The 15,364-nt window shown below is 72.4% G+C and carries 16 protein-coding genes; 2 read left to right on the top strand and 14 right to left on the bottom strand.

From position 1 onward, the window contains the following. Positions 1–4: 4 nt before the first annotated feature. The 12 genes from OGL89_RS03530 to rpmE all read right to left on the bottom strand — a co-directional run bounded on the left by OGL89_RS03530 (position 5) and on the right by rpmE (position 9,943). Complete coding sequence (locus OGL89_RS03530; protein ID WP_263118490.1) at positions 5–898, bottom strand: F0F1 ATP synthase subunit gamma; 894 nt, start codon at positions 896–898, stop codon at positions 5–7. A 2-nt stretch (positions 899–900) separates the two neighbouring features. Continuing rightward, entirely contained in the window at positions 901–2,529 is a 1,629-nt protein-coding gene (gene atpA / locus OGL89_RS03535; RefSeq protein WP_263118491.1) for a F0F1 ATP synthase subunit alpha, read from the bottom strand. Between the two features lie 60 nt (positions 2,530–2,589). Continuing rightward, entirely contained in the window at positions 2,590–3,414 is an 825-nt protein-coding gene (locus OGL89_RS03540) for a F0F1 ATP synthase subunit delta (RefSeq protein WP_263118492.1), read from the bottom strand. After that, complete coding sequence (locus tag OGL89_RS03545) at positions 3,414–3,971, bottom strand: F0F1 ATP synthase subunit B (protein WP_263118493.1); 558 nt, start codon at positions 3,969–3,971, stop codon at positions 3,414–3,416. The genes OGL89_RS03540 and OGL89_RS03545 overlap by 1 nt, the downstream gene beginning before the upstream one ends. A gap of 4 nt (positions 3,972–3,975) precedes the next feature. Further along, positions 3,976–4,191 carry an ATP synthase F0 subunit C gene (gene atpE / locus OGL89_RS03550; RefSeq protein ID WP_203767609.1) on the bottom strand — a complete coding sequence of 72 codons (216 nt, stop codon included), beginning with the start codon at positions 4,189–4,191 and terminating at the stop codon, positions 3,976–3,978. An 85-nt stretch (positions 4,192–4,276) separates the two neighbouring features. Then, positions 4,277–5,065: a F0F1 ATP synthase subunit A gene (gene atpB, locus OGL89_RS03555; RefSeq protein WP_263118551.1), complete on the bottom strand. Its 789-nt coding sequence runs from the start codon at positions 5,063–5,065 to the stop codon at positions 4,277–4,279. A 111-nt stretch (positions 5,066–5,176) separates the two neighbouring features. After that, positions 5,177–5,797: a hypothetical protein gene (locus tag OGL89_RS03560; protein ID WP_263118494.1), complete on the bottom strand. Its 621-nt coding sequence runs from the start codon at positions 5,795–5,797 to the stop codon at positions 5,177–5,179. Further along, positions 5,794–6,987, bottom strand: a complete 1,194-nt coding sequence (locus tag OGL89_RS03565; RefSeq protein ID WP_263118495.1) for an MraY family glycosyltransferase — start codon at positions 6,985–6,987, stop codon at positions 5,794–5,796. Before OGL89_RS03565 ends, OGL89_RS03560 begins: the two co-directional genes overlap by 4 nt. Next, complete coding sequence (locus OGL89_RS03570; protein ID WP_263118496.1) at positions 6,984–7,640, bottom strand: L-threonylcarbamoyladenylate synthase; 657 nt, start codon at positions 7,638–7,640, stop codon at positions 6,984–6,986. The genes OGL89_RS03565 and OGL89_RS03570 overlap by 4 nt, the downstream gene beginning before the upstream one ends. 14 nt (positions 7,641–7,654) lie before the next feature. Then, the gene (prmC, locus tag OGL89_RS03575) at positions 7,655–8,563 is read right to left on the bottom strand and encodes a peptide chain release factor N(5)-glutamine methyltransferase (protein ID WP_263118497.1); all 909 of its coding nucleotides are present in this window, start codon (positions 8,561–8,563) and stop codon (positions 7,655–7,657) included. Continuing rightward, a complete protein-coding gene (prfA, locus tag OGL89_RS03580) occupies positions 8,560–9,654 on the bottom strand; it encodes a peptide chain release factor 1 (protein WP_263118498.1) in 1,095 nt (364 codons plus the stop codon). The genes prmC and prfA overlap by 4 nt, the downstream gene beginning before the upstream one ends. A gap of 76 nt (positions 9,655–9,730) precedes the next feature. Then, on the bottom strand, positions 9,731–9,943 hold the full coding sequence (rpmE, locus tag OGL89_RS03585) for a 50S ribosomal protein L31 (protein WP_263118499.1): 213 nt from the start codon (positions 9,941–9,943) through the stop codon (positions 9,731–9,733). Positions 9,944–10,092: 149 nt separating this feature from the next. On the opposite strand from rpmE, the gene OGL89_RS03590 reads away from it, so the two are divergent. Then, positions 10,093–10,833 (top strand): hypothetical protein, encoded by a 741-nt coding sequence (locus OGL89_RS03590; protein ID WP_263118500.1) that lies wholly within the window; start codon positions 10,093–10,095, stop codon positions 10,831–10,833. Between the two features lie 19 nt (positions 10,834–10,852). After that, positions 10,853–11,971 carry a glycosyltransferase family 4 protein gene (locus OGL89_RS03595; protein WP_263118501.1) on the top strand — a complete coding sequence of 373 codons (1,119 nt, stop codon included), beginning with the start codon at positions 10,853–10,855 and terminating at the stop codon, positions 11,969–11,971. 65 nt (positions 11,972–12,036) lie between these two features. Here OGL89_RS03595 and rho read toward each other — a convergent pair whose 3' ends face one another. Together rho and thrB are read right to left on the bottom strand one after the other, a co-directional pair. Beyond that, positions 12,037–14,154 (bottom strand): transcription termination factor Rho, encoded by a 2,118-nt coding sequence (gene rho / locus OGL89_RS03600; RefSeq protein WP_263118502.1) that lies wholly within the window; start codon positions 14,152–14,154, stop codon positions 12,037–12,039. A gap of 247 nt (positions 14,155–14,401) precedes the next feature. Next, on the bottom strand, positions 14,402–15,355 hold the full coding sequence (gene thrB / locus OGL89_RS03605; protein ID WP_263118503.1) for a homoserine kinase: 954 nt from the start codon (positions 15,353–15,355) through the stop codon (positions 14,402–14,404). Between the last annotated feature and the right edge of the window lie 9 nt (positions 15,356–15,364).

Genomic DNA, 15,364 nt, shown 5'->3' on the forward strand with positions numbered 1-15,364 from the left:
GACGTCAGGAGGCGAGTGCGTCGGCACCCGACACGATCTCGCTGATCTCCTGGGTGATCTCGGACTGACGGGCCTGGTTGGCCAGTCGGGTGTACATGCGGATCAGGTCCTCCGCGTTCTCCGTGGCGGTGTGCATGGCGCGCTGCCGGGAGGCGAGCTCCGAGGCGGCGGCGTGCAGCAGGCAGGAGTAGATCCGGGTCCGGACGTACCGCGGCAGCAGCGCGTCCAGGACCTCCTCCACGCTCGGCTCGAACTCGTAGAGCGGGAGGATCTCCTCGGCGTCGTGCTCGACGACGCCGTCCACGACCTCCAGCGGGAGCATCCGGATCACCTGGGGACGCTGGGTCACCATGTTCTGGAACCGGGTGGAGACGATGTGCAGCGCGGACACGCCGCCCTCGTCCGCCGGTGCCGCGAAGTCCGCCAGCAGTCGGCCGGCGATCTCCTCGGCGAGGTCGGCGGTCGGGGCGTCCGACTGACCGGTCCACGACGCCGCGAGCTCGCGGTGCCGGAAGGTGTAGAACGCCTCGGCCCGACGTCCCGCGACGTAGAGCGCGACCTCCTTGCCCTCGCCCTGCAGCCGCTCGATCAGCGCCTCGGCCTCCCGGATGACGCTCGCCGAGTAGGCGCCCGCCATGCCGCGGTCCGACGCGATGAGCAGGACGGCCACCCGGTCGGTGTCGCCGCGGTCCGCGAGGAGCGGGTGCCGCACGTCCGAGTGGGTCGCCACCGCCGACACGGCCTTGGTGATCGCCGTGGCGTAGGGGCTCGCCGCCGCCATCCGGTCCCGGGCGCGACCGATCCGCGAGGCGGCGATCAGCTCCTGGGCACGGAACATCTTCTTCAAGGACTGGGTCGACCTGATCCGCTGGCGGTAGACCCGCTGCTGTCCGGCCATGCTCAGCCCTTCTTCTGTCGGACGATCTGCTCCTGCTCGACCGGGGTCTCGGACTCCTCCTCGGCGCCACCCACCAGCGGGGTGCCGTCGCCCTTGAGGAAGCCGTTGCGGAACTCCTCGACCGCGGCCGCCAGGGCGTCCTCGGTGTCCTCCTCCAGCTTGCCGGTGGAGACGATCGTGGAGAGCACGTCGGTGTTGCGGCGCAGGTGGTCCAGCAGCTCGGACTCGAAGCGGGCGATGTCCGAGACCGGCACGTCGTCCAGCTTGCCCTTGGTGCCGGCCCACACGGAGGCGACCTGCTCCTCGGCCGGGTACGGCGAGTACTGGGGCTGCTTGAGCAGCTCCATCAGGCGCGCACCCCGGGTCAGCTGGGCACGGGAAGCGGCGTCCAGGTCGGAGGCGAACATCGCGAACGCCTCCAGGGACCGGAACTGTGCCAGGTCCAGCTTCAGCGTGCCGGAGACCTTCTTCATCGCCTTGATCTGCGCGTCACCACCGACGCGGGAGACCGAGATGCCGACGTCGACCGCGGGGCGCTGGTCCGCGTTGAACAGGTCGGACTGCAGGAAGATCTGCCCGTCGGTGATGGAGATGACGTTGGTCGGGATGTACGCCGACACGTCGTTCGCCTTGGTCTCGATCACCGGCAGACCGGTCATCGAGCCCGCGCCGAGCTCGTCCGAGAGCTTGGCACAACGCTCCAGCAGGCGGGAGTGCAGGTAGAACACGTCACCCGGGTAGGCCTCGCGGCCCGGCGGGCGACGCAGCAGCAGGGAGACGGCGCGGTAGGCCTCGGCCTGCTTCGACAGGTCGTCGAACACGATCAGCACGTGCTTGCCCTCGTACATCCAGTGCTGGCCGATGGCCGAGCCGGTGTAGGGCGCGAGGTACTTGAAGCCCGCGGGGTCCGAGGCGGGAGCGGCCACGATGGTGGTGTACTCCAGCGCGCCGGCCTCCTCCAGGGCACCGCGCACCGAGGCGATGGTGGAGCCCTTCTGGCCGATCGCCACGTAGATGCAGCGCACCTGCTGGGTCGGGTCGCCGGTCTCCCAGTTCGCCTTCTGGTTGATGATCGTGTCGATCGCGATCGCGGTCTTGCCGGTCTGGCGGTCACCGATGATCAGCTGACGCTGGCCCCGGCCGATCGGGATCATGGTGTCGATCGCCTTGATGCCGGTCTGCAGCGGCTCGTGCACCGACTTGCGGGACATCACGCCGGGGGCCTGGAGCTCCAGGGCACGACGAGCGGTGGAGGCGACCTCGCCCAGACCGTCGATCGGCTGACCCAGCGGGTCCACCACGCGGCCGAGGAAGTCGTCGCCGACCGGCACGGAGAGCACCTCGCCGGTCCGGCGGACCTCCTGGCCCTCCTCGATCCCGGAGAACTCGCCGAGGACGATCACACCGATCTCGCGGACGTCCAGGTTCAGCGCCAGGCCGAGCGTCCCGTCCTCGAACCGGAGCAGCTCGTTGGCCATGCACCCCGGCAGGCCCTCGACCTGCGCGATGCCGTCGGCGGCCAGGGTGACGCGGCCGACCTCCTCGGAGGCGGCGGCGGTGGGCTCGTAGGACTTCACGAAGCTGTCGAGCGCAGCCTTGATCTGGTCCGGCCCGATGGTCAGCTCAGCCATAGTTCTCTCCTGTCGAGACCGCGCCGGGGAGGGGCGAGGTCAAGTCTTGGTTGCGCCGGGTCATCCGGCCAGACGGCGGCGGGCGTCGGCGACTCGCGCCGACACGGTGCCGTCGATGACGTCCGGACCGACCTGGACACGCATCCCGCCGAGGACCGCGGGGTCCACGGTGACGTTCAGCTGTACCTGGCGGCCGTAGGCACGGGCGAGGCCGGACCGCAGACGGTCCTCCTGCTCCCGTGTGAGTGCGGTGGCACTGGTGACCACCGCGACGGTGCGTGCACGACGCTCGGCCGCGGCATCCGCCAGGGCGGCGACCGCCGAGACGGAGCCCGCTGCGGCAGTGCTGTCGTCCTGGTGGGTGATCCGCTCCAGCAGGGTCAGCGTCCGCGGGTGCACCGCGGGGCCGAACAGCTGCCGGATCAGCGCCGCGCGGGCGGTGGCGGGGGTGGACCGGGCGGTGAGTGCCTCCCGGACGTCCCGCTGCCCGACCAGGAACCGCTGGGTGCGGAACAGGTCCTCCTCGACGGTGTCGAGCGCGCCGTCGGCGTCGGCACCGGCCAGCACGGCCTGGCGGCCCAGCTGCTCCAGCGCCTCGGCCAGGTCGGACTCGTGCGACCAGCGCGAACGGACCACACCGGCGAGCAGGTCGACCACCCGGCCGTCGGCCGACGAGCCGAGCAGGCTCGACACCAGTGCGGCCTTGGCCTCACCGGGGGCGGCCGGGTCGGTGAGCGCCCGGCGGAGCTGACCCGATCCGCGGACCACGTCCGCGAAGGTCAGCACCTGAGCGCCCAGCTCGGCCGCGTCCGCACCGACCTGCTGCCAGAGCGTCTCGAAACGCTCGGCAGCGGCCGACAGGGATGCCTGGCTCGCCGCGCGCATCAGCGCTCGTTCTCCGCGGCCACGGCCACGCTGTCGGTCTCGAGCTCCTCGAGGAAGCGGTCGACCACGCGGGTCTGACGGGCCTGGTCGGCCAGCGACTCGCCGACGATCCGCGAGGCCAGCTCGATCGCGAGCTCACCGACGTCCTGACGGAGCGACTCGGCGGCCTGCTGACGCTCGGCGGCGATCTGCCGCTGGGCGGTCTCCACGATGCGAGCGGCGTCGGCCTGGGCCTTCTGCCGCAGCTCGGCGACGATGGCGCCACCCTCGGTCCGGGCGTCGTCCCGGATCCGGGCGGCCTCGGCACGGGCGTCGGCCAGCTGCTGCTTGTACTCGTCGAGCAGCTGCTGGGCCTCGGCCTGAGCCTCTTCCGCGCTCTCCAGGCCGCCCTCGATCTTCGCGGTGCGCTCGTCGAGCACCTTGAGGAACTTCGGCAGGACCTTGATGAAGACCGCGGCGATGATCGCCGTGACCACCAGGGACCAGACGATGTCGTAGGTCGCCGGGAGCAGGACGCTGTGCGTCGTCTCCTCGGCGGCTGTGACGAAGGCGTGCATCAGATCAGAAGACGAAGCCGGCGACGAAGCCGATCAGGGCCAGGGCCTCGATGGCACCCAGCGCGATGAACATGTTGGTCCGCAGCAGACCCGCGATCTCGGGCTGGCGAGCGGTCGCCTCCTGGGTCTTCGCGACCATGATGCCCAGACCGATGCCGGGGCCGATGGCAGCCAGGCCGTAGCCGATGGTGGCGAGGTCTCCGGTGATCTCCACGATCATGTTTCCTTCCGTTGATGTCCCTGTCGGGACGGGCACTACGGGACCGGCCGGGGCCGGTTGTCCTCGGGGGTGAGGCGCGGTCGGATCAGTGGTGCGCTTCCGACAGCTGGATGTACACCGCGCTGAGCAGGGTGAAGATGTACGCCTGCAGGGCGGCGATGAAGATCTCGAACAGCGTGAACGCCAGGCCCGCGGCGAAGGTGACGACACCGATCGCCTTGAGGGCCGAGGCCGCCTCGAAGAAGAGGAAGTGGGTCGCCGCGAAGCACAGGACCAGCAGCAGGTGACCGGAGATCATGTTGACCAGCAGACGGATGGTCAGCGTGGCCGGCCGCAGGATGAAGGTCGAGATCAGCTCGATCGGCGTCAGGATGATGTACACCGGCCACGGCACTCCGGCCGGGAACAGCGACTCCTTGAGGTAGCCCGTCACGCCGTGGGCACGGATGCCCGCGATGATGAAGGCGATCCAGCTGATGACCGCGAGGACCAGCGGCAGGCCGATCACCGAGCTGCCGGCGATGTTCAGGCCGGGGACGACACCGGTGATGTTCATCGCCAGCACGGTGAAGAACAGGATCGTCAGCAGCGAGAGGTACTTGCGGCTGCGCTCCTTGCCGAGGATCTCCTCGGCGATCTGCACGCGGACGAAGTCCAGCGCCAGCTCCGCGATGTTCTGGCCACGGCCCGGCACCAGGCGGACCCGGCGGGCGGCGAGCAGGAACAGCCCGCACAGCACGATCGCGGCGATGATCCGGACCATCATGATCCGGTTCAACTCGAAGGGGGTGCCCTCGAACAGGATCGCGTCGGGGAAGAACTCCGCGATGGTGGGCACGTGGAAGCCGGACTCGTCCCCCGCGGCGGACAACATTGAAGGCACGAGGTTGAACAAAGGTTCAGGCTCCTGGGGTCAAAGGGGCGCAGCCGGCACCGTAGTGGCTGTCGGACGTCGTGCAGCCTAACTCACAGGATGACTCGTTCATCACATCTGTTCAGAGTTGGGCGAATCGGGCGAGACGTACGGGACCCGATGGCGCACGACTGCACGGTAATCGAGAAGAGCCGAGGCGGCTACACCCACGAGCAGGACGATCCCGAACACCCGGTGGTCGTAGAAGTCGAGGCCACGCAGCACCACCAGCACGGCGATGACGACCACGACCTTGACCAGCCAGGTCACCATGACGACGGCGGTCATCCGCTGCACGGTCGAGCCCGCGGTCAGCAGCATGGACAGCGGCGTGGCGCCGGAGAACAGCAGCGCGAGGCCGGCACCGATCAGCGCACCCCACAGCCCGGACGTCCCGGACACCGCCAGCCCGATCCCGCCGCCGAGCACCACCAGCGCCGCGGTGAGCAGCAGGGTGCCGGTCAGGGCGGTGCGGAACACCGGGGCGGTCTGCGGCGCGGCCGTGGCGGCCAAAATCTCCCGTTCGCGGGCGGCCCTGATCTGCTCCGGGGTCCGGGCGGGCGTCGTGCTCCCGGGCGCGGTGCCCTCGGGGTCCGTCGTGTCGGGGTCCGTCGTGTCGGGGTCCGTCGTGTCGGGGTCCGTCGTGTCGGGTACGGCGGCGTCGCGCGCGCTGTCGTCGGGCTCGGTGCTCACGGGTGCGTCCTCGGGTCGGTCAGGGCGGTGCGGGCCAGCGGGGCCGGGCGGTCCGGGCCGGGCGGGTTCTCCCCCGGTGCCCGGCCGGCGTCGTCGGGGGTGCCGGCCGATCCGCCGCGCAGCGGACCGAGGGTCAGCAGCAGGGCGACCACCACGCCCACCCCCATGCCGATCAGCACGGCGGTGGTGGAGAACCAGACCAGCGCGACGGCGCCGCCGGTGAACACCGCGGTCCAGACGTAGAGGATCACCACGGCGCGGCGGTGGGAGTGCCCCAGCGCGAGCATCCGGTGGTGCAGGTGCATCCGGTCCGGGTGGAACGGCGACTTGCCCGAGCCGATCCGCCGGATCACCGCCATCCCCATGTCCAGCAGCGGCAGCAGCAGCACCGCCACCGGCAGCAGGATCGGCAGGAACGCGGGGAAGGACTGCCGCGGCAGGGTGCCGGTGTCGATCTGCCCGGTGACCCGGATCGCGGCGGCGGCGATCAGCAGGCCGATCAGCATCGAGCCGGAGTCGCCCATGAAGATCCGCGCCGGGTGGAAGTTGTGCGGCAGGAAGCCCACGCACGCGCCCACCAGCAACGCCATGATCAGGGTCGCCAGGCTGGCGTAGCTGGTCGATCCCGCGCTCACGGTCAACCAGTACGAGTACAGGAAGAACCCGGTGCCGCCGATCGCGATCAGGCCCGCGGCCAGCCCGTCCAGCCCGTCGACGAAGTTCACCGCGTTCATCGCGACCACCACCGTCAGCACCGTCAGCACGAGCCAGACCCGGCTGGAGCCGAGCACCACCCCGCCGATCGGCAGCTGGTAGAGCTGCAGACCCTGCGAGGCCATCACGAGCGCGGCCAGCACCTGTCCGACCAGCTTGGTGATCCAGTCCAGATCCCAGATGTCGTCGGCGACCCCGAGCAGGCAGACCATCACCGCCGCCGCCAGCACGCCCAGCACCGGCCGCGGATTGATGAACACGTCGGCCAGGAACCGCATCTGGGAGGCGAAGGCGAAGGCCACCAGGACCCCGGCCAGGATCGCCAGGCCGCCGAGCCGCGGGGTCGGGATCGTGTGCACGTCCCGGGAGCGCACGGCGGTGATCGCGCCCCAGCGCAGGGCACACCACCGGGCCAGCGGGGTCAGCAGATAGGTGGACGCCGCCGCGACCAGCAGGAGGAGGACGTAGACCCTCACCGGCCGGCGTCGCCTTGCACCGGAGCCACCGCCCGGAGGTCCTCCAGCGAGATCGCGCCCTCGCGGACCACGGTGAGGTCGTCGCCGGTGGCGTCCACGATGGTCGAGGCCACCCCGCCCGGGGTCGGGCCGCCGTCCAGGTAGACCTGCACCGAGGCGCCGAGCTGCTCGTGCGCCTCGGCCACGTCCAGCGCGGAGGGCTGACCGGTCCGGTTCGCGGAGGAGACGGCCAACGGGCCGGTCCGGCGCAGCAACGCCAGCGACACCGGGTGGTCCGGGACCCGCAGCGCGACGGTGCCGTGGGTCTCCCCCAGGTCCCAGACCAGCGAGGGCTGGGCACGCACGATGAGGGTGAGCCCGCCGGGCCAGAAGGCCGAGGCCAGATCGCGCACCGCGGGGTGCAGCGAGACGGCCAGACCGTCCAGCGTCGCCACGTCCGGCATCAGCACGGGGGGCGGCTGCTGGCGGCCCCGGCCCTTGGCGGCCAGCAGCGCGGCCACCGCCTCCGGGGTGAAGGCGTCGGCGCCGATGCCGTACACGGTGTCGGTGGGCAGGACGATCAGACCGCCGCGGGACACCGTGTGCACCGCCGCGTCGATCGCCGGTCCCCAGGCAGCGGGGTCGGTGGCGTCCAGGACCGGGTCGGCACTCACGGGACGTGAGTCTGTCACGTCGAGCTGGCTGCCGGGGACGGCTCGCCCGGCGCGGACGCCCGTCGGGCCACCAGCATGCGGGGCCGGCCGGTGAGATCCGGCTCGGTCCGCACGTCCACGAACGCCCCGGTGCCGATCGCCGCGGCGCGGGCCTGGGCGTCCTGGACCTCGGCGTGCTCCATCACCAGCAGTCCGCCCGGCACCAGCAGCCGGATCGCGGCGTCGATCACCGCGCGCGGCACGTCCAGGCCGTCCGCTCCCCCGCCGTACAGCGCGAGGTCGGGGTCGTGGTCGCGGACCTCCGGGTCCACCGGGACCGCGTCCGGCGGGATGTACGGCGGGTTGGAGACCAGCACGTCGACCCGGCCGTCCAGCTCGGCGAACAGCGCGGGGTCGCGCACGTCGCCGGTCACCACGGTCAGGTCGGCACCGGCGATCTCCGCGTTGCGCCGGGTGAGGGCGACCGCCTCCGGCGAGGCGTCGACCGCCGACACCCGGGTTCCGGGCACCTCGGTCGCCACCGACAGCGCGATCCCGCCCGCGCCGCAGCACAGGTCGACGACCACCGGGTCCTGTCCGAGCACCGCCAGCCGGGCCGCCTCGTCGACGGCGACCTGGGCCACCGTCTCGGTCTCGGGCCGCGGTACGAACACGCCGGGCTCCACCCGCATGGTCAGGTACCGGAACACCGTGCTGCCGACGATGTGCTGCAACGGCTCGCGGCGACGACGGCGGTCCACCACCGCGGCGTAGTCGGCGGCGAAGCCCTCCGGCACCGGCGGCGGCAGCACCAGGTCGACCCGGGGCAGGTCCAGGACGTGGGCGGCCAGCGCCAGCGCGTCGTGCCGCGGCGAGCCCACCCCCGCGTCCGCCAGCAGGCGTGCGGCACCGTCGACCAGCGCGCGCAGGGACACGTCGCTCATGCCTGCTCCGCCGCCGCGGCGAGCTGGGCGGCCTCGTCGGCGTCGATCGCGGACTGGATCACCGGTGCCAGATCCCCGTCCAGCACCGCGTCCAGGTTGTAGGCCTTGTAGCCGGTGCGGTGGTCCGCGATCCGGTTCTCCGGGAAGTTGTAGGTGCGGATCCGCTCCGAGCGGTCCACGGTGCGCACCTGCGAACGACGCGCGGCACTGGCGGCGGCCGCCGCGGCCTCCTGCTGGGCCGCGAGCAGCCGTGCCCGCAGCACCCGCATCGCCTGGTCGCGGTTCTGCAGCTGCGACTTCTCGTTCTGCATCGACACCACGATGCCGGTGGGCAGGTGGGTGATCCGGACCGCGGAGTCGGTGGTGTTCACCGACTGCCCGCCCGGACCCGAGGACCGGTAGACGTCGATCCGCAGGTCGTTCGGGTCGATCTCGACCTCACCCGGATCGTCGACCTCGGGGAAGACCAGCACCCCGGCGGCCGAGGTGTGGATCCGGCCCTGCGACTCGGTGACCGGCACCCGCTGCACCCGGTGCACGCCGCCCTCGTACTTCAGTGCGGCCCACACGCCGTCGGCCGGGTCGGTGACCGAGCCCCGGGCCTTCACCGCGACCTGGACGTCCTTGTACCCGCCCAGGTCCGAGCCGGTGGACTCGAGGACCTCGGTGCGCCAGCCGCGCTGTTCGGCGAACCGCAGGTACATCCGCAACAGGTCGCCGGCGAACAGGGCGGACTCCTCGCCGCCCTCCCCGGCCTTGATCTCCAGGATCACGTCCCGGGCATCGTCGGGGTCGCGGGGTACCAGCACCCGGCGCAACCGGTCGGCCGCCTGCTCGGCGGCGGCGGTCAGCTCGGGGAGCTCCGCGGCGAACGCCGGGTCGGTCTCGGCCAGTTCGGTGGCGTCGGAACGATCCTGCTCGGCGGCCTCCCACTCCCGGTAGGCGGCCGTCACCCGGCCCAGCTCGGCGTAGCGGCGACCCAGTCGGCGGGCCTCCACCGCGTTCGCGTGCACCGCCGGGTCGGCGAGCTGCTGCTCGATCCGGGCGTGCTCGTCCAGCATCGGTCGCGCTGCCGCGAAGGACTCACTCATCGACACTCCCGGGTCCGGACATGACGAGCGCCGGTGACCACGGGCTCGCGGCCCGCCGTCACCGGCGCCAGGATCGTCAGTTGGAGCGCTTGCCGTAGCGCGCCTCGAACCGGGCCACGCGGCCACCGGTGTCCAGGATCTTCTGCTTGCCCGTGTAGAACGGGTGGCAGGCGCTGCAGACGTCGGCGCGGATCTCGCCGGAGGCCTCGGTGGACCGGGTGGTGAAGGTGTTGCCACAGGTGCAGGTCACCGTGGTCACCACGTACTCGGGGTGGATACCAGACTTCATGGGGTGCTCTCCTAGTCAGAGTGTCTCCGGGTCGTGCACGGGGGTGCGCACGTGAACCGCAGACCGACGGAACATTGTGCCAGAACAGAGCCGGGCGGTGAAATCTTCCCGACCTGCGGAATCCGCGGCACGGTTCTAGCGTCGGAGCAATGAGCCGTCAGCACCTGCTCCCCGTGATCGCGATCGCCGCGCTCGCCCTGCTCACCGCCTGTTCCGACGACGGCGACGACACGGCGACCCCCACCGTCACCGCCCCCGGGCCGACGGTCACCGCGACCACGGAGCCCACCGAGCCCGTCACCACACCGACCTCGACCGGCTGCGCCGCGTCCGGCAAGGGGGTCCCGGCCACCGCTCAGGTGACCACGACCATCGACCTGGACGGCGACGGCAGCCCCGACCAGCTGTGGATCGCCGACGACGTCGGCACCCGCACCCTGGGCGTGACCACCGCCTCCGGCGCCACCTTCACCCATCCGATCGACCTGGCCGGCCCGGCCGGGGCCTCCGCCTTCGCGCTGCGCCCGTCCGCCGAGGACCCCGGTCTGGTGCTGCTCTCCGACAACCGGGTGGCCGACCTGCTGATGGTGCAGGACTGCGGACTGGTGGACGTCACCGACGCCGAGGGACAGCCGTGGCAGTTCGACCAGGGATTCGCCGGGAACGGCACCGGCGTGGGCTGCGTGGACATGACCGGCAGCGGCGAGCTCGACCTGGTCGGGCTCAACGACGTGGACGGCACCATCGAGCGCACCCAGATCACACTGACCGGCACCGTGGCCGCCGCCGGGGTGAAGGACACCGTGACCGGCGACACCGACACCGCGCACGCGATCACCTGCGGCGACCGGACCCTGCAGGCCGACGGTGTGCACGAGGCCGCCGCCTGATCCCCCTACGATGACCGCCATGCTGCGGATCGGTTTGGTCATCGACGACGGACTCGATCGACCGGACGGGGTCCAGCAGATCATCCTCACGCTGGGCCGTCGGCTCTCCGCGCTCGGCCACGAGGTGCACTACCTGACGTCCGCCACCGAGCGCACCGATCTGCCGAACCTGCACGTGCTGTCCCGGACGGTCGGGGTGCGGTTCAACGGCAACCGGCTGGGCACCCCGCTGCCGCTGCGCCGATCGGCGGCCCGGTCCCTGCTGGCCCGGCTCGACCTGGACGTGCTGCACGTGGCCATGCCCTACAGCCCGTTCCTGGCCGGTCAGCTGGTCTCGGCCGCCGGACCGCGCACCGTCGTCGCCGGGTCGTTCATGATCTACCCGCAGGACGCGCTCACCCGGTGGGGCATCCGCGGGCTCGGCCTGCTGGAACGGTCCCGACTGCGCCGGTTCGACACCCTGTCCGCGCTGTCCGAGGCCGCGCAGCGCTCCGCCGAGGGCGCGTACCGCCGCGAGGTCCCGGTGATCGGGGCCCCGGTGGAGCTGCCCGACCCGGTCGCCGCCCCGCACGACGGTCCCCCGCGGATCCTGTTCCTCGGTCGGCTGGTCGAGCGCAAGGGGCCCAGGGAGCTGATCGCCGCCGCCGGGGCGCTGTACCGCGCCGACCCCGCGCGCCGGTGGTCCCTGACCCTCGCCGGCCGGGGCCCGCTCCTCGACGACCTGCGTGCCGCCGCCGAGCGCGAGGGCATCGCGGACCGGGTGGACTTCCCCGGCTTCGTCGCGGAGGAGGACAAGACCGCGCTGCTGTCCGGCGCCGAGCTGGTCGTGCTGCCCTCGCTCGGCGGGGAGAGCTTCGGCATCTCGGTGGTCGAGGCGCAGGCCGTCGCCACCGGCGTGGTGATCGCCGGGGACAACCCGGGGTACCGCACCACCATGGCCGGGCTGACCTCCCAGCTGGTCGATCCCCGGGACACCGGGGCGTTCGCCCGGGTGCTGGCGCGCTGGCTGGACGACCCGTCCGGGCGGGCCTCGGTGGTGCGCGAGCAGCGCCGAGCGGCGCAGCGGTTCGAGGCCGGGGCGATCACCGAGCGGACGCTGGCCTGGTACGACGAGGCGCTGGAGCGCCGGCGGGGCTGATCCGGCGATCCGGACGCCGGACGGCGGCGACCCCGAGGGGATCACCGCCGTCCATGGGTCGGGCGTCAGTCCTCGGACTTGCCGCCGGTGCCCGGGGTGGTCTTCTGCACCTGGAGCAGGAACTCCACGTTCGACTTGGTCTCCCGCAGCTTGCCGAGCAGCAGCTCGATCGCCTGCTGCTGGTCCAGGGCACCCATCACCCGGCGCAGCTTCCAGATGATCTTGAGCTCGTCCGGGGAGATCAGGATCTCCTCGCGGCGGGTGCCGGAGGCGTTGACGTCCACCGCCGGGAAGATCCGCTTGTCCGCGAGCGACCGGGACAGCCGGAGCTCCATGTTCCCGGTGCCCTTGAACTCCTCGAAGATGACCTCGTCCATCTTGGACCCGGTCTCCACCAGGGCGGAGGCCAGGATGGTGAGCGAGCCGCCGTTCTCGATGTTGCGGGCCGCGCCGAAGAACCGCTTGGGCGGGTAGAGCGCGGAGGCGTCCACACCACCGGACAGGATGCGCCCGGAGGCGGGGGCCGCCAGGTTGTAGGCGCGGGACAGCCGGGTCAGCGAGTCCAGCAGCACCACGACGTCCTGGCCCAGCTCGACCAGGCGCTTGGCCCGCTCGATCGCGAGTTCCGCGACCATGGTGTGGTCCGACGCGGGGCGGTCGAAGGTGGAGGCGATGACCTCACCCTTCACGGTCCGCTCCATGTCCGTGACCTCCTCGGGGCGCTCGTCGACGAGCACGACCATGAGGTGGACCTCGGGGTTGTTCGCGGTGATCGCATTCGCGATCTGCTGCATGATGATCGTCTTGCCCGCCTTCGGCGGCGCCACGATCAGACCACGCTGGCCCTTGCCGATCGGCGCGACGATGTCGATCACCCGCGGGGTGATGTGCGCCGAGTCGTGCTCCAGGCGGAGCCGGTCCTGCGGGTACAGCGGGGTGAGCTTGCTGAACTCCGGCCGCTGGCGGGCCAGCTCCGGGGCCATCCCGTTGACGGTGTCCAGCCGGACCAGGGCGTTCGCCTTGTTCGGGCGGTTGCCCTGCTGCTGGGGCTGCTCGCCCTCGCGGGGGGCGCGAACCGCACCGGTGATCGCGTCACCGCGGCGCAGCCCGGCCTTGCGGACCTGGGCGAGCGGCAGGTAGACGTCGCCCTCGCCGGGCAGGTAGCCGGTGGTGCGGACGAAGGCGTAGCTGTCCAGCACGTCCAGGATGCCGGCCACCGGGACCAGCACGTCGTCCTCGGAGATCTCGATCTCCTCGTAGGACGCCTCCTGGCCACCACTGCCGCGACGGTTGCGCTTGGTGCGGTCCCGGTCGCGGTAGCGGTCCCGCGAGCGGCGACGTCGACCGCCGCGCTCGTCGTCGTCCTCACCGTGCGCGGACTGCTGGTTCGAGGACTGCTGACCCTGGTTGCCGCCGGACTGCTGGGCCTGATTGCCGCCCTGCTGGCCCTGGTTCCCGCCCTGGCGCTGCTGGCGCTGACCGCGCTGCTCGCCGTCCTGGGCGTTCTTGTCCTGACGCTCGCGGCGGTCGCCGCCGGTCGGGCCCTCGGGGAGGGTCACGTCGATCACGGGCGCTCCCGCGCCACGGCCGGCGCGACGGGAGCGACGCTCACCGCCGTCGGCGCTGCCGTGCTGGCCGTTCTGACCCTGCTGGCGGTCCAGCGCGGCCTCCAGGCCGGCCAGGGCGTCCTGCTTGTCGGTGCGGCCGCCGTCGCCGCCACGACGCTCGGCGGTGTCGGTCGTCGGACCCGCATCGGCGGAACGGCCTCGGCCGGAACGCGTCGGACGGGACGGACGCTCGGCACCCTCGGCCGGGGCGTCGGGACGCCCGGCGGCGACCGGTGCGCCGGTGACCTCGACACCGGCGGCCGGGGCCTCGGCGGCGCGGGTGGCCCGGCGGCTGCGGGTCGGGGCGGACGCGCTCGGCGCGGACTCGCCGGATGCCGGCTGGGCGGGCGCGGACTCGGCCGTCGGCTGCGTCGCCGCGGTCTTCCTGCCGCCCCGGGCCGTGGCGCCGTCGCCGCCGGAACGGGACTGGATGGCGTCGACCAGGTCGCTCTTGCGCATCCGGGACGTGCCCGTCACGCCGAGCTGTGCCGCCAGTGCCTGGAGCTCCGGCATCCGGAGCCCGGAGATGGAGCCGCCCGAGCGTGCGCTCGATGCCGACTCGATGGTGTCTGTCACGAAGGACCCTTCCCCCTCGTCAGGACCGTCGCCCGCCTCTGGGGCACGGTCGGCGTCCACCTCGCTGGGGGCGGATCGCATCGGAGACCGCACAACTCACGTCAGTGCTGACATGGCATGTGGGGTTGGATGTTCCCGGCCGAGGCACGTGGTGTCCCACCCCTCCTGCGGCAGCAGATGCCGGGAGACTGATCGGTGGGTCCGTCGGACGATGTCCGGGGAACAGCGCGACTATAGCACCGCGATCTCAGGGCAGTCGACGCCAGAGCGCGCCCTCGTGGCTGAGCCCGAGCCGCAGGATCCGCCAGCCGCCCATCGCGCCACCGAAGACGTCGAGCAGCGCCTGGTCCGCGTCGGTGACCCGGTGGTCGACCGGGCGGTCGTCGCCGGGTGCGGTCCGCCCCAGCGCCAGCACGGTCGGGCCCGCGCCGGAGACCACGGCGGGGACGCCGTGCGAGCGGAGCGCGTCGACCAGGGCGAGCGACTCCGGCATCACCGCGCGGCGCTGCTCCTGGTGCAGCCGGTCCCCGGTGGCGTCGAACAGCAGGTCCGGGCGGCGGCCGAGCGCCTCGACCAGCAGCGAGGCCCGGCCCGCCTGCCAGGCGGCGTCGGCGTGCGCGACCTGGGCGGGAAGCACACCGCGCGCATGGCTGGTGGACAGCCGGCTCGGCGGCACGATCGCGATCGGCACCACGGTCGGGTGCACGTCGATCCGGGTCGCCCGGACCGCGTCGCCCTCGGACCAGGCCAGGGTGGCGCCGCCGAGCAGCGCCGGGGCGGCGTTGTCCGGGTGCCCCTCGAGGTCGGTGGCCAGGCGCAGCAGCACGTCGTCGCCGAGCGACTCCGGCTCGGCGACCAGCGCCCGGGCACCGAGCAGTCCGGCGATCACGGCGGCGGCCGACGAGCCGAGTCCCCGGCCGTGCGGGATCCGGTTCCGGCACACCAGGTGCACCCCGGTCTGCGGCGCGCCCACGTGGTCGAGCGCGTGCCGCATGGCCCGCACCACCAGGTGGTCCTCACCGGAGGGCAGGTCCTCGGCGCCCTCCCCCACCACGTCCACCCGCACGTCCGCGACGCCCAGCGCCCGGACCTCGACGTCGTCGTACAGCCCGAGCGCCATGCCCGCGGTGTCGAACCCCGGCCCGAGGTTCGCGCTCGTCGCGGGCACCCGCACCCGGGCCCGATCGGCTCCCAGTCGCACGGCCGTGCC

This window comes from Cellulomonas sp. RIT-PI-Y (assembly GCF_025642745.1).
In the GTDB taxonomy this organism is placed as follows: domain Bacteria; phylum Actinomycetota; class Actinomycetes; order Actinomycetales; family Cellulomonadaceae; genus Cellulomonas.

Coding starts and splice junctions, on each gene's coding strand:
- OGL89_RS03530 (WP_263118490.1), bottom strand. CDS start 898: ATGGCCGGACAGCAGCGGGTCTACCGCCAGCGGATCAGGTCGACCCAG.
- atpA (WP_263118491.1), bottom strand. CDS start 2,529: ATGGCTGAGCTGACCATCGGGCCGGACCAGATCAAGGCTGCGCTCGAC.
- OGL89_RS03540 (WP_263118492.1), bottom strand. CDS start 3,414: ATGCGCGCGGCGAGCCAGGCATCCCTGTCGGCCGCTGCCGAGCGTTTC.
- OGL89_RS03545 (WP_263118493.1), bottom strand. CDS start 3,971: ATGCACGCCTTCGTCACAGCCGCCGAGGAGACGACGCACAGCGTCCTG.
- atpE (WP_203767609.1), bottom strand. CDS start 4,191: ATGATCGTGGAGATCACCGGAGACCTCGCCACCATCGGCTACGGCCTG.
- atpB (WP_263118551.1), bottom strand. CDS start 5,065: ATGTTGTCCGCCGCGGGGGACGAGTCCGGCTTCCACGTGCCCACCATC.
- prmC (WP_263118497.1), bottom strand. CDS start 8,563: ATGAGCGACGTGTCCCTGCGCGCGCTGGTCGACGGTGCCGCACGCCTG.
- prfA (WP_263118498.1), bottom strand. CDS start 9,654: ATGAGTGAGTCCTTCGCGGCAGCGCGACCGATGCTGGACGAGCACGCC.
- rpmE (WP_263118499.1), bottom strand. CDS start 9,943: ATGAAGTCTGGTATCCACCCCGAGTACGTGGTGACCACGGTGACCTGC.
- OGL89_RS03590 (WP_263118500.1), top strand. CDS start 10,093: ATGAGCCGTCAGCACCTGCTCCCCGTGATCGCGATCGCCGCGCTCGCC.
- OGL89_RS03595 (WP_263118501.1), top strand. CDS start 10,853: ATGCTGCGGATCGGTTTGGTCATCGACGACGGACTCGATCGACCGGAC.